Here is a 20,879-nt window from a genome sequence, read left to right as displayed (position 1 = left end):
AAAGTCGGCCATTTTTTTAGCTTAAAAAATCTTGTACTTCGAGCCATGGAGTGTCGAAGTCAGCTATTTGTTCGTACTCATCCATAGGTAAAACAAATATATTATAGGCATCAGTGCTTTCATTGAGACTGGCTATCTGAAAGCCACGTTCGTTGAGCTGGCTTTGAATGCGCTCAAATATCTCATCGACGTAACGGTCGCCTTTTTTGCAGACTTTGCCTATTTCATCATATCTGGTGAGTGCCAGTAGTCGCGTTTTTAGTTCATCTGTACTGGCAAAATCTTTTGTCAGGTTATAATAACGATTGGCCGCAAAAGTGGCGAGCAGACCTTCTTCACCCTCACCCTTGTAATCGATTTCTTCAATAACGCCTTCAGCACGTAGAACCTGCATGAATGCCTGTAACAACGCACGATTGTCTAAATCACCGCCGCTGCAATCAAGCACCTCCACCATCCCGTAGTCATCGTCCTCGTCGTCTTCAAAACTGGCAGGATCGCTGGCGAGGCGGGAGACGATATTGGGCCATAAATCTGGCGTTTCCTTTAAGAAAATGCTGGCCAGCTTTTTTAAATATTCAGCAAACGCCAGATCCCATTCAATAACGTAATCATTGTACATAGTATGGTTTTCCTTTCCATTAATAAGTTTTTATTGTGTCACTATGCTGGAGAGGAGATGAATGAATAAAATCTTAATTAATAAGGAAAACGGCAAACCATTGGCTGCCGTTTTAAGAAAGGAGGAGGGGTATTCAAGAATACTCTCGCGCAGCGGTTTTACCGGTACAACCTTTACCTGCTTAATCATATTTTCCTGTACATCGAGAATATCGATATCGTACTGCTCAATGCGCACGCGCGTGCCAGCAACCGGAATTTCCTCCAGCGCCTCCAGAATCACCCAATCACCCCATTGACGGTGCGCGCGTCGTCTTCCGGCAGGTGCCAGTTAAGTGCTTTATTGATTTCCCGGACGTTGGCGGTACCGTCAATAATGACCGAACCGTCGTTTTGCGGCGTGACCTCTTCCGCCAGGAACGGTCGTACCATTCGCGCGGCGATGGTGACTGTAGCGAAGGCGAAGTAAAAGTCTGAAGGCCGATGTAAAGTCGGCCATTTTTTTAGCTTAAAAAATCCTGCACTTCCAGCCACGGCGTGTTGAAATCCTCTATTTTTTTATATTCGCTCATTGGCAGAACGACCACATTATAGGTGTCAGATCCTTCATTCAGATCAAAAATCTGGAAGTCCCTCTTATTGAGTTCGGTCTGGATGCGTTCAAAGATCTCGTCAAGGTAACGGTCCCCGGCTTCACAGACATCGGAGATTTCATCCTCTTGGGTTATTTCGACAAGAAGATTTCTTAATTCCTCAGAATCCGTCAGGTTTTTTGTGAGTTCATAAAAGCGATCTGCGGCAAAATTAGCCAGTTCGCCTTCTTCATCTTCACCTTTCCAGTCAACGAGGTGAATAAATCCTTCGCCGCGTAGAACTTGTAAAAATGCCTGTGCCAGCTCGTTATTTCCGAGATCGCCACCGCTACAATCCAGGACGTCCTGCAACCCATATTCGTCTTCATCTTCGTCTTCAAAGATTTCAGGTTGCGTCGAAAGTTGAGAGAAAATAGTGGGCCATAAGGTTGGGTTGTGCGATAAAAAAACGCTGGCGACGACGTTGAGGTCGTCTGCAAAATTCTTATCCCATTCAATTACATAATCTTCTGACATAACATCAATATCCTTTCTGAATGCCTGAAAAGACATTATTGCATTGTTAAGTAAATGGCAGAAATTGATGGAATCTTAAAAGACGGCGATAAAAAAGGCGAACCGGAGTTCGCCATTGTGTTACTCCGCCACACTCTCGCGCAGCGGTTTTACCGGTACAACCTTTACCTGCTTAATCATATTTTCCTGTACATCGAGAATATCGATATCGTACTGCTCAATGCGCACGCGCGTGCCAGCAACCGGAATTTCCTCCAGCGCCTCCAGAATCACCCAATCACCCCATTGACGGTGCGCGCGTCGTCTTCCGGCAGGTGCCAGTTAAGTGCTTTATTGATTTCCCGGACGTTGGCGGTACCGTCAATAATGACCGAACCGTCGTTTTGCGGCGTGACCTCTTCCGCCAGTGTCGGCGACATCGATGTGGTGAAGTCGCCGACGATCTCTTCGAGAATATCTTCAACGGTGACCAGCCCCTGGATATCGCCATATTCGTTGACGACCAGTCCGACTTTCTTTTTATTGCGCTGAAATTTAATCAGTTGCGTACTGAGCGGCGTACCTTCCGGGACGTAATAGATTTCATCGGCGGCGCGCAGCATCATCTCTTTGGTGAACTCTTTTTTCTCGGCCATTAACCGCCAGGCTTCACGCACGCGCAGCATACTGATGGCGTCATCCAGCGAATCGCGATAGAGCACAATGCGTCCGTGCGGCGAGTGGGTGAGCTGCCGCTCGATAGACTTCCAGTCGTCATTGATATCGATCCCGATAATTTCATTACGCGGCACCATGATGTCATCCACGCTGACCTTTTCCAGGTCGAGAACCGACAGCAGCATATCCTGATTGCGGCGAGAGATTTGCGAACGGGATTCATGCACGATAGTGCGTAATTCCTCTTTGCTTAACGACCCGCTGACCACGATGTCCGTTTTAATTCCCATCAGACGCATCAGCAGGCGGGTGATGGTGTTAAGTAACCACACCAGCGGCATCATCAGTATCTGTAACGGCGCCAGCAGGAAGCTGCTGGGATAGGCCACTTTTTCCGGATAGAGCGCGGCGATAGTTTTGGGCAGGACTTCAGCAAAAACTAACACGACAAACGTCAGTACCCCGGTGGCGATAGCCACGCCGGCGTCGCCGTAAAGCCGCATACCCACAATCGTGCCGAGCGCCGAGGCAAGAATGTTGACCAGGTTATTGCCGATCAGCACCAGGCTTATCAGTCGATCGGGTTTACGCAATAATTTTTCTACCCGTTTTGCCGAGCGATTACCTTGCTTCGCCATATGGCGTAAACGGTAACGGTTTAGCGTCATCATTCCAGTTTCGGAACCGGAAAAATAGGCCGAGATGACCACCATGATGATTAATATGATAATCAGCGTGGTGGTGGAGATGTGTTCCAGGGGAAACTCCTTTAAAAGCTTAGCTTACAAATTGCTGTAATATGCGGCTACCAAAATAGGCCAGCGTCAGAATACCCGCGCCTGCGACGTTAAACCACACGACCCGCCGACCCCGCCAGCCTTCATGGTAATGCCCCCACAGCAGAACGATATAGACAAACCATGCCACGATAGAGAGCACGGCTTTATCAATATTTTCAGTACTGAACAGGTTATGCATGTAAAACAGGCCGGTACACAGAGTAAGGGTCAGCAGTACGACGCCAATCTGCGTGATATGAAACATTTTGCGCTCAATGCTCATCAATGGCGGCATTTCATTACTAAACGCCAGCTTTTTGTTCTTCAACTGATAGTCGATCCACGCCAGCTGTAGCGCATACAGCGCGGCGATTATCAGCGTCGCGTAAGAGAAAAGCGACAGACCGATGTGCACCATCATGCCTGGGGTCGCTTCCAGATGCGTAATATATTCATTAGGCATGAATGTGGCGAAGGCCAGGTTAATCAGCGCAAAAGCATAGACAATGGGCAGAAGTAACCAACCGCGATTACGCGACGCGACAATGGTCATTACCGTGCAGATCATCAGGCTGACCAGCGAACCGACATTCAGCAGGCTCAGGTTTTGTCCACTGTCGCCGCCGGGCAGAATACGCGATTCCAGCGCGACAGCATGGCACACCAGCGCGATGACCGCAGAAAGAATAGCCATACGCCGCCAGCCGCTGTTTTTTTGCAACAGTCCGGGAACGATCAGCGCGAGGCTGAAGGAGTAGGCGACAAGGGCAAGTAAAGCAAAAACGGGCATAGTTGTGTCGACAGTTGACCAGTGAGAAAGAGAAGCAGTATAGCGTTACGTGACCGCAGCTCCAACCGTTGCATAACAACAAAGACGGCTTCATGGTATACTGTGGCGAAATTCTGTAACTGTGTCGCTGCGGCGACCAACCGTTTCCACCCCAGGCGAGAGACAATGTTTGATAATTTAACCGATCGTTTGTCGCGCACGCTGCGCAATATCAGTGGCCGTGGGCGCCTTACTGAAGACAACGTTAAAGAGACGCTGCGCGAAGTGCGCATGGCGCTGCTGGAGGCTGACGTTGCGCTGCCGGTAGTGCGTGAGTTCATCAATCGCGTAAAAGAGAAAGCGGTTGGTCATGAAGTTAACAAGAGCCTGACCCCAGGGCAGGAGTTCGTCAAGATTGTCCGTAGCGAACTGGTTGCGGCAATGGGCGAAGAAAACCAGACCCTGAATCTGGCTGCGCAACCGCCAGCCGTAGTATTGATGGCGGGTCTGCAGGGGGCGGGTAAAACCACCAGCGTCGGTAAGTTGGGTAAATTCTTGCGCGAGAAGCACAAGAAGAAAGTGCTGGTCGTCTCTGCCGACGTCTATCGCCCGGCGGCGATCAAACAGCTCGAAACGCTGGCTGAGCAGGTTGGCGTGGATTTCTTCCCGTCTGATGTCGGGCAGAAACCGGTTGATATCGTCAACGCCGCGCTGAAAGAAGCGAAGCTCAAATTCTACGACGTGCTGCTGGTGGATACCGCCGGTCGTCTGCACGTTGACGAAGCGATGATGGACGAAATCAAACAGGTCCACGCTTCTATCAAGCCAGTAGAAACGCTGTTTGTCGTCGATGCGATGACCGGTCAGGATGCGGCGAATACCGCAAAAGCCTTTAACGAAGCGCTGCCGTTAACCGGCGTGGTGCTGACCAAAGTTGATGGTGATGCTCGTGGCGGTGCGGCGCTCTCTATTCGTCATATCACCGGTAAGCCGATTAAATTCCTCGGTGTCGGCGAGAAAACCGACGCGCTGGAGCCGTTCCACCCGGATCGTATCGCCTCGCGTATTCTCGGCATGGGCGACGTACTGTCTCTTATCGAAGATATCGAAAGCAAAGTTGACCGCGCACAGGCTGAGAAGCTGGCGACCAAACTGAAGAAAGGCGACGGTTTCGACCTGAACGACTTCCTGGAACAGCTCAAACAGATGAAAAACATGGGCGGTATGGCCAGTCTGATGGGCAAATTACCGGGCATGGGGCAGATTCCGGACAACGTTAAATCGCAGATGGATGACAAGGTGCTGGTGCGTATGGAAGCGATCATCAATTCGATGACGCTGAAAGAACGCGCGAAGCCGGAAATCATCAAAGGTTCCCGCAAGCGTCGTATCGCGCAGGGCTGTGGGATGCAGGTGCAGGACGTTAACCGCCTTCTGAAACAGTTCGACGACATGCAGCGCATGATGAAGAAAATGAAGAAGGGCGGGATGGCGAAGATGATGCGGAGTATGAAGGGGATGATGCCGCCAGGCTTCCCGGGTCGCTAATTTCCCGGCCTGGCTCACTTGCTATTTCGGCACCGGGGTGTGCTCGCCATCCTCACGTACTGCGTGTACGCTGCGGTGGCTGCGCGCACGCCGGTACCGAACTCGCTGCGCCGCCGACGGCCTTCTACAGCAGAGTTATTAACTGTTGATTGCAATTCTCCCAGAAATCAGTAAAATTTTCGGGCTTTTAATATGACGCCGGGCTCCGTTCCTCGATGGGGCCCGGTTGTTTTATTCACACAAGAGGATGTTATGGTAACTATTCGTTTAGCTCGTCACGGCGCTAAAAAGCGTCCGTTCTACCAGGTTGTTGTCACCGACAGCCGTAATGCACGCAACGGTCGCTTCATTGAGCGCGTTGGTTTCTTCAACCCAATCGCTAGCGAAAAAGAAGAAGGCACCCGCCTGGATCTGGATCGCATCGCTCACTGGGTTGGCCAGGGCGCAACCATTTCCGATCGCGTTGCGGCGCTGATCAAAGAAGTAAAAAAAGCAGCTTAATCTGTCACGGTGGTCATGATGAGCAAGCAACTCGCCGCACAAGTACCCGCTGAACCGGTTGTACTGGGGAAAATGGGTTCTTCATACGGTATCCGTGGTTGGCTCAGAGTGTTTTCCTCCACTGAAGACGCCGAAAGCATTTTTGACTATCAGCCCTGGTTTATCCAGAAGGCGGGTCAGTGGCAGCAGGTACAGCTGGAAAGCTGGAAGCACCACAATCAGGATCTGATCATCAAGCTGAAAGGCGTTGACGATCGAGATGCCGCGAATCTTCTGACGAATTGCGAAATTGTCGTGGATTCCTCGCAACTTCCTGCGCTTGAGGAGGGAGACTACTACTGGAAAGACCTGATGGGTTGCCAGGTAGTCACCGCTGAAGGCTACGATCTCGGTAAAGTTATCGACATGATGGAAACCGGGTCGAATGACGTTCTCGTCATTAAGGCGAACCTGAAAGATGCATTTGGTATCAAGGAACGACTAGTACCGTTCCTCGATGGGCAGGTTATCAAGAAAGTCGATCTCGCTACTCGTACTATCGAAGTAGACTGGGATCCTGGTTTTTAAACCACCGGATAAACGGTAATAAATGGCGTTATGGGGATTGGCTTGTGTTTATTGGCATAGTTAGCCTGTTTCCTGAAATGTTCCGCGCAATTACCGATTACGGGGTAACTGGCCGGGCAGTAAAAAAAGGCCTGCTGAACATCCAAAGCTGGAGTCCTCGCGACTTCACGCATGACCGGCACCGTACCGTGGACGATCGTCCTTACGGCGGCGGACCGGGGATGTTAATGATGGTGCAACCCTTGCGGGACGCCATTCACGCAGCAAAAGCCGCGGCAGGTGAAGGCGCTAAAGTGATTTATCTGTCGCCTCAGGGACGCAAGCTTGATCAAGCGGGCGTTAGCGAGCTGGCCACGAATCAGAAACTTGTTCTGGTGTGTGGTCGCTACGAAGGCGTAGATGAGCGCGTAATTCAGACCGAAATTGACGAAGAATGGTCAATTGGCGATTACGTTCTCAGCGGTGGCGAACTACCGGCAATGACGCTGATTGACTCCGTCGCCCGGTTTATACCGGGGGTTCTGGGGCATGAGGCATCAGCAATCGAAGATTCGTTTGCTGATGGGTTGCTGGATTGTCCGCACTATACGCGCCCTGAAGTGTTAGAGGGGATGGAAGTACCGCCAGTATTGCTGTCGGGAAACCATGCTGAGATACGTCGCTGGCGTTTGAAACAGTCGCTGGGCCGAACCTGGCTTAGAAGACCTGAACTTCTGGAAAACCTGGCTCTGACTGAAGAGCAAGCAAGGTTGCTGGCGGAGTTCAAAACAGAACACGCACAACAGCAGCATAAACATGATGGGATGGCATAGGCCCCCGAATATCAGTTTACCCAGGATAAGAGATTAAATTATGAGCAACATTATTAAGCAACTTGAACAAGAGCAGATGAAGCAGAACGTACCTTCCTTCCGTCCGGGCGATACCGTGGAAGTGAAAGTATGGGTTGTTGAAGGTACCAAGAAACGTCTGCAGGCATTCGAGGGCGTGGTTATCGCTATTCGTAACCGCGGTCTGCACTCTGCATTCACTGTTCGTAAAATTTCCAACGGCGAAGGCGTTGAGCGTGTCTTCCAGACTCACTCTCCGGTAGTTGACAGCATTGCTGTTAAACGTCGTGGTGCTGTTCGTAAAGCTAAACTGTACTACCTGCGTGAGCGTACTGGTAAAGCGGCTCGTATCAAAGAGCGTCTTAACTAAGAACGCGCTTTCGCAACATCCGAAAGCTTGTAGAAAAGAAGGGGCTGGCATTACGCTGGCCCCTTTTTTATGGGTTTGCTCCACGCCATAGACGGTTGCATGATTAGGTTGGGTCTGTGGTCTCAACGCTGAGTCAGAAACGGCCAGGCCCGTTCCTTAGTTTAGCGAGCGTTCCGCACGCCGGTGTTTAGCCTGATACATATTTCGATCGGCCAGTTCTTGTAGTTTTTCGGCAGTGGCATGTTCCCATGTCAGCGCAAAGCCAATACTCAGGGTCATCGTTATCCGCTGGCCGTTATGCAGTTCAAAAGGTCGATTAAACGCCTGGGATAGCGCTGCGCAAATACGTTGTACTTCATATTCCGAATGTACATCGTAAAGCACCATCGCAAATTCATCGCCGCCGAGTCGGTAAGTCTGATAACGGCTACCACCGAATTCCGCTAATCTTTTGGCAACCTCTATAAGTACGCGGTCGCCTACCGCATGTCCCCAGGTATCATTAATATATTTAAAGTTATCGCCATCCAGAAATAACAATGCCGAACTGCTACGAGCGGAATTGTCCTTCATCAGCGCGTTAATACAGCTGCGAAATGCCGCGCGATTGGCAAGCCCCGTCAGCGGATCGTGCAGCGCGGTACGCAGTAACTGGGCATTTTTAGCCTGAAGCCGTAGCTGCCATTCTTCCATCTCATCCAGAAGGCTATTGAAATCTTGCGCAAACAGGTGAAATTCCGCAATACGCTCATCAGGTACCCGGCGTGAAAAATTTCGGTTAGTGCGAACGTCGTGTACAACTTCAGTAATATTTTGCAGCGCATCCACAACGCCATTGTGTAAATAACGCGTGAGCAGCAGGGCAATGCCGGATGCCAGCAGAATACATCCTGTCAGCACTGCCAGCGATAGCCAGATAAAATGACCAATAAGGCTGTCGCGGGCGACAAGCCGTACTTCGCCGATGGCCCTGCCGTTGTGCCAGACGGGTTGTGATACCGGCAATGGAAAAAGCCAGTGGCTAATTAAGCCGATGAGCTTATCGTCTGCGGCTCGCGCATCATAGCGCCATGAGGCGATAGTACGGCCATTTTTATCGCGGACCTCCGCCGCTGAAAATTGTCCCTGGCGTCCCAGTGTGGCGAGCGTTTCCGCTGCGGCCGCGTTATCGGAAAATACCAGTGCCGCTTCAAGGCTATGGGCCATTGTGGCGGCGGTCAAATCGAGATTTTTTTGCGCATACTGTTTGAGCGTAAGGACAGACGCAACGCAAATTAATAGCCAGATCAATGTCATCGTAAGCAGCACGCTGATTATACTAATCCGCCGTAGTGTGCGTTTAAATGTTGGCCTGGACAGAGAAAATTCCTTATTCATGCTTTTGATTCCGTGCAAGCATTAATACTTCTGGATTTACTCTCACGCCGCTATGCGAGAGGGAGTCCAGGTTGACGGAAAATTTGACTTCATCATTGTTAATGATCAGACAAAATGCGCTGCCAATAATACATTCGGTATTTTGCTCGGCAATTAATAACAAGGCATTAACTGGATAATGACGCGTTAACTCCACCTGATAAGCTGGCGATTCATTGCCAAAGTAAAAACCATCACAGCGGGCGCTCAGGGCTTCTTGTGTGGTACGGATGACAAGCGGTTGATAAGGGAAAGCCCAGTCAGCCTCTTCGCTAAGTACCCTGACAAAACGCGCAGATGAAAATATGCATAGCCTTGGTGGCCCGGATAACGCCGGCCAGTGTGTATAACTGACAATACCGGAGACGATGGCGCGTACGGATTTCTCTTCTTCCGTGACGCGTTGAGCATACAGAGGCAAGCTTGCTAATAATAGCGATAACAGAAGGATAAATCGGTGAGAAAAACGCATTAACAAGTCCCCACCATCTTCAGTCGTAAAGCATTAAAATACATCCGTGATTGTTTGTAGCAAAATAACATTATTTTGCCATATCGTCATTATGTCTTATTGATAATATGAATAATTTAAGTGGCATCCATGATATTAAATTCTTGTGATAATGGTATTAATCACCCTGTATCAGAAAGTAAAAATATGTGTGCGGAGAAAAAATAATCAAAAAATAGCGAGCATCGCTCATTTTACCGCTTTTCTGAGGCTGGGAATAAAATAATTCACTTGTTGTGTAAAGTTTTTGATACGAAATGGAGGGGTTTAATCGACTATTGCGCATTGTGTAAAGTTTATTTTACGTAATATGGATTGAAATCTTTACTTTTTGTGGTATGGTTTAAACATCCTCGTGGAGGATCAACTATCGCAAACAAGAAAAGACAGGATCGCCATCATGCAAAAAGACGCGCTGAATAACGTACGTATCACCGATGAACAGGTATTAATGACGCCGGAGCAGCTTAAAGCGGCCTTTCCGTTGAGCCTGGCGCAGGAAGCGCAGATAGCGCAGTCCCGGGGAATCATTTCTGACATTATTGCCGGGCGCGATCCGCGTCTGTTGGTGGTATGCGGTCCTTGTTCTATTCACGATCCTGAAACCGCTCTGGAATATGCCCGTCGATTTAAAGCCCTTGCCGCAGAGGTCAGCGATAGCCTCTATCTGGTAATGCGCGTCTATTTTGAAAAGCCGCGGACTACCGTCGGCTGGAAAGGGCTGATTAACGATCCTCACATGGATGGCTCATTTGATGTGGAAGCCGGGTTGAAAATAGCGCGTCAGCTACTGGTGGAACTGGTGAATATGGGGTTGCCATTGGCGACCGAAGCGTTGGATCCGAACAGCCCGCAATACCTGGGCGATCTGTTTAGCTGGTCGGCGATAGGCGCGCGCACAACCGAATCGCAAACCCACCGCGAAATGGCGTCTGGTCTTTCTATGCCGGTCGGCTTTAAAAACGGCACGGATGGCAGCCTGGCGACAGCGATTAACGCCATGCGCGCCGCTGCGCAACCTCATCGTTTTGTTGGCATTAACCAGGCCGGTCAGGTTGCGTTATTGCAAACCCAGGGAAATCCGCATGGCCATGTGATTCTGCGTGGCGGCAAAGCGCCAAACTATAGCCCGGCAGATGTCGCTCAGTGTGAAAAAGAGATGGAACAGGCGGGACTACGTCCTTCGCTGATGGTAGATTGCAGTCATGGTAACTCCAATAAAGATTATCGCCGCCAGCCAGCCGTTGCCGAATCTGTGGTTGCGCAGATTAAAGATGGCAATCGTTCAATCATTGGCTTAATGATTGAAAGTAATATTCATGAGGGTAATCAGTCTTCCGAACAGCCGCGCAGCGAAATGAAGTATGGCGTTTCCGTCACCGATGCTTGTATTAGCTGGGAGATGACCGATGCCCTGTTACGTGAAATTCATAAAGATTTGAGCGGCCAGCTGGCGGTGCGTGTCGCATAAGAGGTTGTTATGGTTGCTGAATTGACCGCGTTACGCGATCAAATAGATGATGTCGATAAAGCGTTGTTGAATTTACTGGCTAAGCGCCTGGAACTGGTTGCCAAAGTCGGCGAGGTGAAAAGCCGTTTTGGCCTGCCTATTTACGTGCCGGAGCGTGAGGCCTCTATGCTGGCTTCACGACGGGCGGAAGCAGAAGCGATCGGTGTCCCGCCCGATCTCATTGAAGATGTCCTGCGCCGGGTAATGCGTGAATCTTACTCCAGCGAAAATGATAAGGGGTTCAAAACGCTTTGTCCTTCTCTGCGTCCGGTCGTCATTGTGGGCGGCGGCGGACAGATGGGGCGTCTGTTTGAAAAAATGCTCACGCTGTCGGGCTATCAGGTCCGTATTCTGGAACAGCAGGACTGGCCGCGCGCCAGGGACATTGTCGCCGATGCCGGAATGGTGATCGTCAGCGTGCCGATTCATGTTACTGAACAGGTGATAGCGCAACTGCCGCCCCTGCCGTCCGACTGTATTCTGGTCGATCTGGCATCGGTAAAAAGCGGTCCGTTGCAGGCAATGTTGGCGGCCCATGATGGCCCCGTGTTGGGCTTGCATCCGATGTTTGGTCCGGACAGCGGGAGCCTGGCGAAGCAGGTGGTGGTCTGGTGTGACGGGCGTCAACCGGAAGCGTATCAGTGGTTCCTTGAGCAAATCCAGGTGTGGGGCGCGCGGTTGCATCGAATTAGCGCTGTCGAGCACGATCAGAACATGGCTTTTATCCAGGCGCTGCGCCACTTTGCTACCTTCGCTTATGGGCTGCATCTGGCGGAAGAGAACGTCCAGCTTGAGCAGCTTCTGGCGCTATCATCGCCGATTTATCGACTGGAGCTGGCGATGGTCGGGCGTCTGTTCGCCCAGGACCCGCAGCTGTATGCGGACATTATTATGTCGTCGGAGCGCAATCTGGCGCTTATCAAGCGTTACTATAAACGTTTTGGCGATGCGATCGGGTTACTGGAACAGGGTGATAAGCAGGCTTTTATCGACAGTTTTCGCAAAGTTGAACACTGGTTTGGCGATTATGCCAGACGCTTCCAGAATGAAAGCCGTGTGTTATTGCGTCAGGCGAATGACAGCCGACCATAATGATGACATCTATACTAAAAGCCAGCTTTGCTGGCTTTTTTCGTTTAAGGAACCGTTATGACTACGCCGCACGTTTTATTTGATTATGTCGGACATCTACCAGAATGCCCCACATGGAGCGAGGATGAAAGCGCGCTGTATTGGACCGATATCCTGGAACAGGAGATCCATCGTTACCATCCGGCGAGCGGGACGCATAGCGTGCTGGCGTTTCCGGAAGAGGTGGGCTGTTTTGCCTTGCGTGAGCAGGGCGGATTTATTGTGGCCATGCGTCATGCTATCTGGCTGGCCGATAAAAATGGATTATTGCAGCGTAAGATTTGCGACAATCCCTCTAATACGAAACTGGCGCGTTTCAACGATGGCGGCACTGATGGCGATGGACGTTTTTATGCCGGAACGTTCTGGGCGCCAGGTGACTATAATGGCGCGTTGCTGATGCGGATCGATCATGACCTGACGGCAAAAGTGATCCAGTGCGATATCCAGGGACACAACGGCCTGGCGTTCAGCCCGGATAACCAGTGGATGTATACCTCCGATACGCCGAATGGCGTGATATACCGCACGTTACTTGATAAGCATGGCGAACCGGGCAAGCGTGAACTTTTTCGCCATTTTGGCGAAGGAGAAGGACTTCCCGACGGCGCGGCGATGGATAGTGAAGGGTGCTACTGGAGCGCGATGTTTGACGGCTGGCGCGTGGCGCGTTTCTCACCGCAAGGAGAGCAGCTGGAAGAGTACCGGTTGCCGGTACGTTGTCCGACGATGGTTTGCTTTGGCGGCGCAGATATGAAAACGCTGTTTATTACAACTACCAGAGAAAATATGTCTGCTCAGGAAGTGGCGGATTATCCGCTCTCCGGCGCCATCTTCACCCTGCAGGTAGCCGTCGCAGGGATGAAGAAATGCCGTTTTATTGAACGTCAGGCAGGTTCTACCGGCACGACGTTTTCGCTGGGATAGCAGCCAAGCACTTTCATTGAGCGCGTGATCTCGCCCAGCTCTTTTAGCGCGCTTTGCATTACCTGCGACTCCAGGTTCGCCTGAATATCGAGATAAAACATCTCTTCCCACGGATTGCCGTGAATGGGGCGCGACTCCAGTTTCGTCATGATGAGATTGTGGTTACGCAGCACCAGCAGCGCTTCGACCAGCGCGCCAGCCTGTTGCCCGGTGGCGATTAACAGAGTGGTTTTTGCCGGAACCTGATCGGAAACATTAATGGCTTTGCGCGCCAGTACCAGAAAGCGGGTGATATTCTGCGTCTGGTTTGCGGCGATGCGTTCCAGCACCTGTAAACCGTGCAACATGCCGCCTGCCTCGCTGCCGAGCGCCGCGACGCGCGGAGAGTTCGCCTGCGCGACTTTTTCCATCGCTGCCGACGTACTCTCGGTATAGTCGATTTTCCAGTGCGGATAGCGGCTCAAAAACTTACTGCACTGCTGGAACGGCTGCGGATGGCTGTACACCGTTTCGATGGTATTCAGATCCGTAGCGCCGGAAACCAGTACGCAGTGATCGATAGTGACGGTCATCTCACCGACAATTGACAGACTGGTGTGTTGCAATAAGTCGTACACATCGTTGATAGCGCCGGAGCTGGTGTTCTCTATCGGAACCACGGCGTAATCGGCCTGGCCGGTTTCGACCTGATGAAAAATATCGGCGAATTTTGCGCAGCCGCTCTCAATAAATTGCTCAAAATGGCGTGCAGCATACTGGCGCGCCGCGAGATGAGAATAGGAGCCTTTCGGCCCAAGAAACGCAATACGTGCCGAATGAGGGTGAGTATTATTCAGATGTTGTTGCAACAGCGCCTGCTGAGTAAGCACGGAGTCTTCAATGATAAGCTGGAACAGACGGGTAATGTAGTGTGCGTCGAGATGGTGGGCTTTACCGAGATGGATGAGCCTGTCCAGCAGCGCGCGTTCACGATCGATATCCCGAACCGGACGATGCGACAGTAGTTTTGCTTGTCCCACTTCAATCGCCAGCGCGCGTCGTTTTGCCAGTAAGGCCAGTAACTCTTCGTCTAAAGCGCTGATTTTATCTCGCAGCGCCAGTAATGGGTTTTCCGATGTCATAGTGTTGCCTTTTTTGTTATCAATAAAAAAGGCCTCCCGGTGGGGGAGGCCTTCTTGTTCGTCTTCGCATTCTTTATCACATGACGAAACGCCTCCCGGTCAGGGGAAGATAAAAAAGAATGCGAAGAAAAACCGGGTGAGCTTCATAACTGTTTCCTTTGTGTACGTAAGTACAGTACCCGTACTGTTTTAATCCTGTCAACAAAAAACGCGCCCGAAGGCGCGTTGGCGATACACTCAATGTAAGGGACTACTCTTCTTCTGCTTCGACGAAGCTGGCATCTTTCACCGATGCGGTGGCACGACGGGCTTCGCCTTTGTGCTGCACTTTATTGAGCTGCCGTTCCAGCTTGTTGATCAATTCATTAATAGCGGTGTACATATCTTCGTGTTTTGCGCTGGCGACCAGATGTCCGTTCGGTGTATTAATGGTGGCGTCAGCAATAAAGCCCTGTGGCTCTTTAGACAGAATGATATGAGGATTAATCAGGTGAGTTTGCCATTTTTCCAGTTTGGCGAGACGGTCTGCGACATGTTGGCGGATTGCCGGAGTAATTTCCATTTGTTTACTGGTAATGTTCATTGTCATAAATTTTACCTCTTGTCTTTCCCGTCTTGGTGATTCCAGCATACCGTTCTTAATGTCAAAATGTGTGATGTAAATCACATTATTTTGTCACTTTTTGTCAAGGCGAACTTTTTGTGAGGCATCGCAGGAAGAAGTGATCTTTTACTTGAGGAATGGCTGAAAGCAGGCCATATTTGACTGGATGCGTTGCAGTGAAATCATTTCTGTTGCATCAGATATCGAATAAAAAAACGGCAGCCGGAAGGCTGCCGTTTTGCTTGTTGGTATTGCTTCAGGTGTTTTTGCTGTTAGCGGCAATAATTTTCGCGACTTTGTCAGCCTGCGCATTCAGCTGCATCTGACGATAGGCGTTTTCCATCAGCGGCAACGCATCGCGCGTGGCCTGCGTATCAGGATAATTGCGTAGCATACCTTCTACCCGGTTTACGACCGCAACCCATGCGCCGCGCGCGGTATAGTACTCTGCGACGGAATATTCATATTTCGCCAGACGGTCTTTCAGGAATACCAGACGCTTAGTGGCATCGGTGGTGTACTGGCTATTAGGATAGCTGCGTACCAGTTTCGAAAAGTCATTGAACGCCGCCCGCGCATGTTGCGGATCGCGATCGCTGCGATCGACGCCAAAGAAACCTTGCAGCGCGCTATCATCCAGCGCCATGTTCGTCAGGCCGCGCATGTACATGACATAGTCAATATTAGGGTGCGTTGGATTAAGACGCATAAAACGATCGATGGCGGCCTGCGCTAGCGGCAAATCGGCGTTTTTGTAATAGGCGTAGATAAGATCCAACTGCACCTGCTGAGAATACGGTCCGAATGGATAACGATTATCTAACGCTTCCAATTGCGTTATTGCCTGTTTCCAGTTACCGTCCTGCAGCTTTTGCTGAGCAGTCGCGTAGATTTCATTCGGCGGATTATCGGGCACCTCTTCCTTTGAACCCGAGCAACCCGCCAGAAACAGGCTCAACGTGGCTGCTGCCACCAGATATTTCATGCGCGTCATGACGTTTTGACTTTCCTCAAAATGTTTTACGGGAGATTCTCTGTTCCTGCTCCCGGTTAAGACCAGCTACAATAGCACACTATATTAAACGGCAAAGCCGTAAAACCCAACGTTAAACGAAGAAGCTGTATATGGCACAACGAGTACAACTCACCGCAACGGTCTCCGAAAACCAACTCGGTCAACGCTTAGATCAGGCTTTGGCCGAAATGTTCCCGGATTATTCACGTTCGCGTATAAAAGAATGGATTTTGAATCAGCGCGTGTTGGTCAATGGTCAACTTTGCGATAAGCCAAAAGAAAAAGTGTTAGGCGGCGAGCGGGTGGCTATTGATGCGGAGATCGACGAAGAGATTCGTTTTGAAGCGCAGGATATCCCGTTAGATATTGTTTATGAAGATGACGATATTCTGGTTATCAACAAACCACGCGATCTGGTGGTACATCCTGGCGCGGGTAACCCGGACGGTACGGTACTGAACGCGTTGCTACATTATTATCCGCCGATTGCGGATGTCCCGCGCGCGGGCATTGTGCATCGTCTGGATAAGGACACGACGGGGCTGATGGTGGTGGCCAAAACCGTTCCGGCGCAAACGCGCCTGGTGGAGTCTTTGCAGCTGCGCGAGATCACCCGCGAATATGAAGCGGTCGCGATCGGACATATGACGGCGGGAGGAACGGTGAATGAACCCATCAGTCGTCACCCGACCAAACGTACCCATATGTCGGTGCATCCCATGGGCAAACCGGCGGTGACCCACTACCGCATTATGGAACATTTCCGTGTGCACACGCGTCTTAGGTTGCGTCTGGAGACCGGGCGTACGCACCAGATCCGCGTGCATATGGCGCATATTACGCACCCGTTAGTGGGCGATCAGGTCTACGGTGGTCGTCCACGTCCACCGAAAGGCGCATCGGAAGAGTTTATTTCCACGTTGCGTAAGTTTGACCGCCAGGCGCTTCATGCAACGATGCTGCGTCTCTACCATCCTGTATCGGGTATCGAAATGGAGTGGCACGCGCCGATTCCACAGGATATGGTGGACCTTATCGATGCGATGCGCGCCGATTTCGAAGACCATAAAGATGATGTGGACTGGTTATGAATGCACTGATTGTCCCGCAGTGGCCGCTGCCGAAAGGCGTCGCAGCCTGTAGTTCTACCCGTATTGGCGGGGTGAGTTTATCGCCTTACGATTCGCTGAATCTGGGCGCGCATTGCGGCGATAACCCGGAGCATGTTGAAGAGAACCGCAAGCGTCTGTTTGCGGCGGGCAATCTGCCTTCGAAACCTGTCTGGCTTGAACAGGTTCACGGTAAAAATGTGTTGAGGCTTACCGGAGAACCTTATGCCTCCAAACGTGCGGATGCGTCTTACAGCAATACGCCAGGAACCGTCTGCGCGGTAATGACGGCAGACTGCCTGCCTGTGCTATTCTGTAACCGTGAGGGAACAGAAGTGGCGGCGGCTCATGCGGGCTGGCGCGGATTATGTGAAGGCGTACTGGAGGAAACTGTCACCTGCTTTGCTGACAAACCAGAAAATATCATCGCCTGGTTAGGTCCGGCGATCGGCCCGACCGCGTTTGAAGTGGGGCCGGAAGTGCGTGACGCATTTTTAGCAAAAGATGCGCAAGCCGATAGCGCATTTTTGCCGCACGGGGAAAAATTTCTGGCGGATATTTATCAGCTTGCACGCCAACGTCTGGCGAATACCGGCGTTGAACATGTCTATGGCGGGGATCGCTGCACCTTTAGCGAAAGTGAGACTTTCTTCTCTTATCGTCGCGACAAGACGACAGGTCGTATGGCAAGTTTTATTTGGCTGATATAACCTAAAGAATCAAGACGATCCGGTACGGGTAACTTTCTTTTCACATAATTCAGGTCATTCACCTTGAATAATTGAGGGATGACCTCATTTAATCTCCAGTAGCAATTTTGACCTGTTATGGGAGGAGTTATGCGTCTGGATCGTCTTACTAACAAATTCCAGCTTGCTCTTGCCGATGCCCAGTCGCTCGCGCTGGGGCACGACAACCAATTCATCGAACCTCTTCATTTAATGAGCGCCTTGCTGAACCAGGAAGGGGGATCGATACGTCCTTTATTAACCTCCGCCGGCATTAATGCTGGCCAGTTGCGCACCGCTATCGATCAGGCGCTGAGCCGTTTACCGCAGGTGGAAGGCACCGGCGGCGACGTACAGCCTTCTTCGGAACTGGTACGCGTACTGAACCTTTGCGACAAGCTGGCGCAAAAACGGGGGGACAATTTTATTTCGTCAGAGCTGTTTGTTCTGGCGGCGCTTGAGTCTCGCGGCACGTTAACCGATCTGCTGAAATCAGCCGGTGCGACCACGGCCAATATCACTCAGGCAATTGAACAGATGCGCGGAGGTGAAAGCGTGAACGATCAAGGGGCTGAAGACCAACGTCAGGCCTTGAAAAAATATACCGTCGATCTGACCGAGCGGGCTGAACAAGGCAAGCTTGACCCGGTAATTGGTCGTGATGAAGAAATTCGCCGTACCATTCAGGTACTGCAACGTCGTACTAAAAACAACCCGGTGTTAATCGGTGAGCCAGGGGTCGGTAAAACGGCAATTGTTGAAGGGCTGGCGCAGCGCATTATTAACGGTGAAGTCCCTGAAGGCTTAAAAGGTCGCCGCGTACTGGCGCTGGATATGGGCGCGCTGGTGGCCGGGGCGAAATATCGCGGCGAATTTGAAGAGCGTCTGAAAGGCGTGCTGAACGATCTGGCGAAACAGGAAGGCAACGTCATCCTGTTTATCGATGAGCTGCACACGATGGTTGGCGCAGGTAAGGCTGATGGCGCAATGGACGCCGGGAATATGCTGAAACCGGCGCTGGCGCGTGGTGAACTGCACTGTGTGGGCGCCACCACGCTGGATGAATACCGTCAGTACATTGAAAAAGACGCGGCGCTGGAACGTCGTTTTCAAAAAGTGTTTGTCGCAGAACCTTCAGTGGAAGACACCATTGCTATTCTGCGTGGCCTGAAAGAACGTTACGAGCTGCACCACCATGTGCAGATCACTGACCCGGCGATTGTGGCGGCGGCAACATTATCTCACCGCTATATCGCCGACCGTCAGTTGCCGGATAAAGCTATCGACCTCATCGATGAAGCGGCATCCAGCATTCGTATGCAGATTGACTCTAAGCCGGAGGAGCTGGACAGGCTCGACCGCCGCATTATTCAGCTCAAACTGGAACAGCAGGCGTTGATGAAAGAGTCTGACGAGGCGAGTAAAAAACGTCTCGATATGCTGAATGAAGAACTGGACGATAAAGAGCGTCAGTACTCTGAGTTAGAAGAAGAGTGGAAAGCGGAAAAAGCGTCGCTCTCTGGTACGCAAACTATTAAAGCGGAGCTGGAGCAGGCGAAGATCGCCATCGAGCAGGCGCGTCGCGTTGGCGACCTGGCGCGAATGTCTGAACTGCAGTACGGCAAAATTCCGGAGCTGGAAAAACAGTTGGAAGCCGCGACCCAGTCGGAAGGTAAAACCATGCGTCTGTTACGTAACAAAGTAACGGATGCGGAAATTGCCGAAGTGCTGGCGCGCTGGACCGGTATTCCGGTTGCCAGAATGCTGGAAGGCGAACGTGAAAAACTGTTGCGTATGGAACAAGAGTTACACAGCCGTGTGATCGGGCAGAATGAAGCCGTTGAAGCAGTATCGAACGCCATACGTCGTAGCCGCGCGGGGCTGTCCGATCCGAACCGTCCGATTGGTTCCTTCCTGTTCCTTGGGCCGACGGGGGTCGGTAAAACCGAACTGTGTAAAGCGCTGGCTAACTTTATGTTCGACAGCGACGACGCGATGGTGCGTATCGACATGTCTGAGTTTATGGAGAAACACTCCGTGTCTCGTTTGGTCGGGGCGCCTCCGGGATATGTCGGCTATGAAGAAGGCGGTTATTTGACGGAAGCGGTACGCCGTCGTCCTTATTCCGTCATCTTGTTGGATGAAGTAGAAAAAGCGCATCCGGATGTATTCAACATTCTGTTGCAGGTGCTGGACGACGGTCGGCTGACTGACGGGCAGGGGAGAACGGTCGACTTCCGTAATACGGTGGTCATTATGACTTCTAACCTCGGTTCCGATCTCATTCAGGAGCGCTTTGGCGAACTGGATTACGGTCGAATGAAAGAGATGGTGCTGGGTGTGGTTAGCCAAAACTTCCGTCCGGAATTTATCAACCGTATTGATGAAGTTGTGGTATTCCATCCGTTAGGTGAGCAACACATCGCTTCTATTGCTCAGATCCAGCTGCAGCGTCTGTACAAACGTCTGGAAGAACGTGGTTATGAAATCCATATCTCCGACGAGGCGCTGAAACTGTTGAGCGCCAACGGTTACGATCCGGTCTACGGGGCGCGTCCGTTAAAACGTGCTATTCAACAGCAGATCGAAAACCCACTGGCGCAGCAAATCCTGTCTGGTGAACTGGTTCCTGGCAAAGTGATTCGCCTTGAAGCCAATGATGATCGTATTGTGGCAGTGCAGTAAGTCACAAATTTGAATAAAACGGGCCCTGACGGGCTCGTTTTTGTTTAAAAACCAGGCGAAAATAGGCTTTTAGTTTAAATGTTGTTTGAAAAGTGAACGGTTGAGCTTTTTTTTGCATTTAGGTCTTGTCAGGCTCTAATAACTCCCTATAATGCGCCACCACTGACACGGAACAACGGCATACAGGCCGCCGGGTTAGAAAGGCTTCGTTAAGAAGTCTGTGAGGAAAGCGAAAATAAAGGCTTGACTCAAAAAGAGGAAAGCGTAATATACGCCACCTCGCAACGGTGAGCGAAAGCCGCGTTGTACTGCTCTTTAACAATTTATCAGACAATCTGTGTGGGCACTCGAAGATACGGATTCTTAACGTC

Annotated in this window: 20 protein-coding genes, 2 pseudogenes and 1 other annotated feature; of the genes and pseudogenes, 11 read left to right on the top strand and 11 right to left on the bottom strand. The window is 51.0% G+C overall.

Features of this window, described 5'->3' with window-relative positions:
• Window positions 1-16: 16 nt before the first annotated feature.
• The 5 genes and pseudogenes from ABVM99_RS04325 to ABVM99_RS04305 form a co-directional block, all read right to left on the bottom strand.
• Window positions 17-622 carry a hypothetical protein gene (locus ABVM99_RS04325; protein ID WP_023194789.1) on the bottom strand — a complete coding sequence of 202 codons (606 nt, stop codon included), beginning with the start codon at window positions 620-622 and terminating at the stop codon, window positions 17-19.
• A 132-nt stretch (window positions 623-754) separates the two neighbouring features.
• A pseudogene (locus tag ABVM99_RS04320) lies at window positions 755-1,044 on the bottom strand (transporter associated domain-containing protein); the annotation flags it as partial.
• Between the two features lie 80 nt (window positions 1,045-1,124).
• Complete coding sequence (locus ABVM99_RS04315) at window positions 1,125-1,730, bottom strand: hypothetical protein (RefSeq protein ID WP_023194790.1); 606 nt, start codon at window positions 1,728-1,730, stop codon at window positions 1,125-1,127.
• Between the two features lie 120 nt (window positions 1,731-1,850).
• Window positions 1,851-3,145: pseudogene (locus tag ABVM99_RS04310) on the bottom strand (HlyC/CorC family transporter).
• 19 nt (window positions 3,146-3,164) lie between these two features.
• Complete coding sequence (locus ABVM99_RS04305) at window positions 3,165-3,956, bottom strand: inner membrane protein YpjD (RefSeq protein WP_001537507.1); 792 nt, start codon at window positions 3,954-3,956, stop codon at window positions 3,165-3,167.
• A gap of 165 nt (window positions 3,957-4,121) precedes the next feature.
• On the opposite strand from ABVM99_RS04305, the gene ffh reads away from it, so the two are divergent.
• The 5 genes from ffh to rplS all read left to right on the top strand — a co-directional run bounded on the left by ffh (window position 4,122) and on the right by rplS (window position 7,751).
• Entirely contained in the window at window positions 4,122-5,483 is a 1,362-nt protein-coding gene (gene ffh, locus ABVM99_RS04300) for a signal recognition particle protein (protein WP_000460052.1), read from the top strand.
• A gap of 252 nt (window positions 5,484-5,735) precedes the next feature.
• Complete coding sequence (rpsP, locus tag ABVM99_RS04295; protein WP_000256453.1) at window positions 5,736-5,984, top strand: 30S ribosomal protein S16; 249 nt, start codon at window positions 5,736-5,738, stop codon at window positions 5,982-5,984.
• 18 nt (window positions 5,985-6,002) lie between these two features.
• Entirely contained in the window at window positions 6,003-6,551 is a 549-nt protein-coding gene (gene rimM, locus ABVM99_RS04290; protein ID WP_000043266.1) for a ribosome maturation factor RimM, read from the top strand.
• 44 nt (window positions 6,552-6,595) lie between these two features.
• Complete coding sequence (gene trmD / locus ABVM99_RS04285; protein ID WP_023194791.1) at window positions 6,596-7,363, top strand: tRNA (guanosine(37)-N1)-methyltransferase TrmD; 768 nt, start codon at window positions 6,596-6,598, stop codon at window positions 7,361-7,363.
• A gap of 40 nt (window positions 7,364-7,403) precedes the next feature.
• Window positions 7,404-7,751, top strand: a complete 348-nt coding sequence (rplS, locus tag ABVM99_RS04280; protein ID WP_000065257.1) for a 50S ribosomal protein L19 — start codon at window positions 7,404-7,406, stop codon at window positions 7,749-7,751.
• A gap of 156 nt (window positions 7,752-7,907) precedes the next feature.
• Here the strand turns inward: rplS and dgcN are convergent, their stop codons facing one another.
• The gene (dgcN, locus tag ABVM99_RS04275) at window positions 7,908-9,128 is read right to left on the bottom strand and encodes a diguanylate cyclase DgcN (protein WP_023194792.1); all 1,221 of its coding nucleotides are present in this window, start codon (window positions 9,126-9,128) and stop codon (window positions 7,908-7,910) included.
• Window positions 9,121-9,639 carry a YfiR family protein gene (locus tag ABVM99_RS04270; protein ID WP_001212379.1) on the bottom strand — a complete coding sequence of 173 codons (519 nt, stop codon included), beginning with the start codon at window positions 9,637-9,639 and terminating at the stop codon, window positions 9,121-9,123. The genes dgcN and ABVM99_RS04270 overlap by 8 nt, the downstream gene beginning before the upstream one ends.
• 439 nt (window positions 9,640-10,078) lie before the next feature.
• Here ABVM99_RS04270 and aroF point away from each other — a divergent pair, with 439 nt between their 5' ends.
• Genes aroF through ABVM99_RS04255 form a run of 3 tightly spaced genes read left to right on the top strand, consistent with a single transcriptional unit; the run spans window position 10,079 to window position 13,246 of the window.
• Window positions 10,079-11,149, top strand: a complete 1,071-nt coding sequence (gene aroF, locus ABVM99_RS04265; protein ID WP_001168062.1) for a 3-deoxy-7-phosphoheptulonate synthase AroF — start codon at window positions 10,079-10,081, stop codon at window positions 11,147-11,149.
• 9 nt (window positions 11,150-11,158) lie between these two features.
• Window positions 11,159-12,280: a bifunctional chorismate mutase/prephenate dehydrogenase gene (gene tyrA / locus ABVM99_RS04260; protein WP_000225191.1), complete on the top strand. Its 1,122-nt coding sequence runs from the start codon at window positions 11,159-11,161 to the stop codon at window positions 12,278-12,280.
• Window positions 12,281-12,337: 57 nt separating this feature from the next.
• Window positions 12,338-13,246: an SMP-30/gluconolactonase/LRE family protein gene (locus tag ABVM99_RS04255; RefSeq protein WP_023194793.1), complete on the top strand. Its 909-nt coding sequence runs from the start codon at window positions 12,338-12,340 to the stop codon at window positions 13,244-13,246.
• On the opposite strand, the gene pheA is transcribed toward ABVM99_RS04255, so the two are convergent.
• From pheA to bamD, 4 genes are all read right to left on the bottom strand, one after another.
• Entirely contained in the window at window positions 13,207-14,367 is a 1,161-nt protein-coding gene (gene pheA, locus ABVM99_RS04250) for a bifunctional chorismate mutase/prephenate dehydratase (protein ID WP_000200077.1), read from the bottom strand. The genes ABVM99_RS04255 and pheA overlap by 40 nt on opposite strands.
• A 22-nt stretch (window positions 14,368-14,389) precedes the next feature.
• Window positions 14,390-14,515, bottom strand: a sequence feature (Phe leader region).
• Entirely contained in the window at window positions 14,467-14,514 is a 48-nt protein-coding gene (pheL, locus tag ABVM99_RS04245) for a pheA operon leader peptide PheL (RefSeq protein ID WP_010989056.1), read from the bottom strand. Its footprint overlaps the feature before it by 48 nt.
• 102 nt (window positions 14,516-14,617) lie before the next feature.
• Entirely contained in the window at window positions 14,618-14,956 is a 339-nt protein-coding gene (raiA, locus tag ABVM99_RS04240; RefSeq protein ID WP_000178449.1) for a ribosome-associated translation inhibitor RaiA, read from the bottom strand.
• A gap of 271 nt (window positions 14,957-15,227) precedes the next feature.
• On the bottom strand, window positions 15,228-15,965 hold the full coding sequence (gene bamD / locus ABVM99_RS04235; RefSeq protein ID WP_000197660.1) for an outer membrane protein assembly factor BamD: 738 nt from the start codon (window positions 15,963-15,965) through the stop codon (window positions 15,228-15,230).
• A 131-nt stretch (window positions 15,966-16,096) separates the two neighbouring features.
• On the opposite strand from bamD, the gene rluD reads away from it, so the two are divergent.
• The 3 genes from rluD to clpB all read left to right on the top strand — a co-directional run bounded on the left by rluD (window position 16,097) and on the right by clpB (window position 20,508).
• Window positions 16,097-17,077, top strand: a complete 981-nt coding sequence (gene rluD / locus ABVM99_RS04230) for a 23S rRNA pseudouridine(1911/1915/1917) synthase RluD (protein WP_000079130.1) — start codon at window positions 16,097-16,099, stop codon at window positions 17,075-17,077.
• Window positions 17,074-17,805, top strand: coding sequence for a purine nucleoside phosphorylase YfiH (gene yfiH / locus ABVM99_RS04225; protein ID WP_000992643.1), 732 nt, complete (start codon window positions 17,074-17,076; stop codon window positions 17,803-17,805). Before rluD ends, yfiH begins: the two co-directional genes overlap by 4 nt.
• Window positions 17,806-17,934: 129 nt before the next feature.
• Entirely contained in the window at window positions 17,935-20,508 is a 2,574-nt protein-coding gene (clpB, locus tag ABVM99_RS04220; protein ID WP_001235092.1) for an ATP-dependent chaperone ClpB, read from the top strand.
• The last annotated feature ends 371 nt before the right edge of the window (window positions 20,509-20,879 follow it).

The sequence above is a fragment of the Salmonella sp. SJTUF15591 genome, from assembly GCF_043356435.1.
GTDB classification, from domain to species: domain Bacteria; phylum Pseudomonadota; class Gammaproteobacteria; order Enterobacterales; family Enterobacteriaceae; genus Salmonella; species Salmonella enterica.
This window is presented reverse-complemented; position numbering and strand designations above follow the sequence as displayed.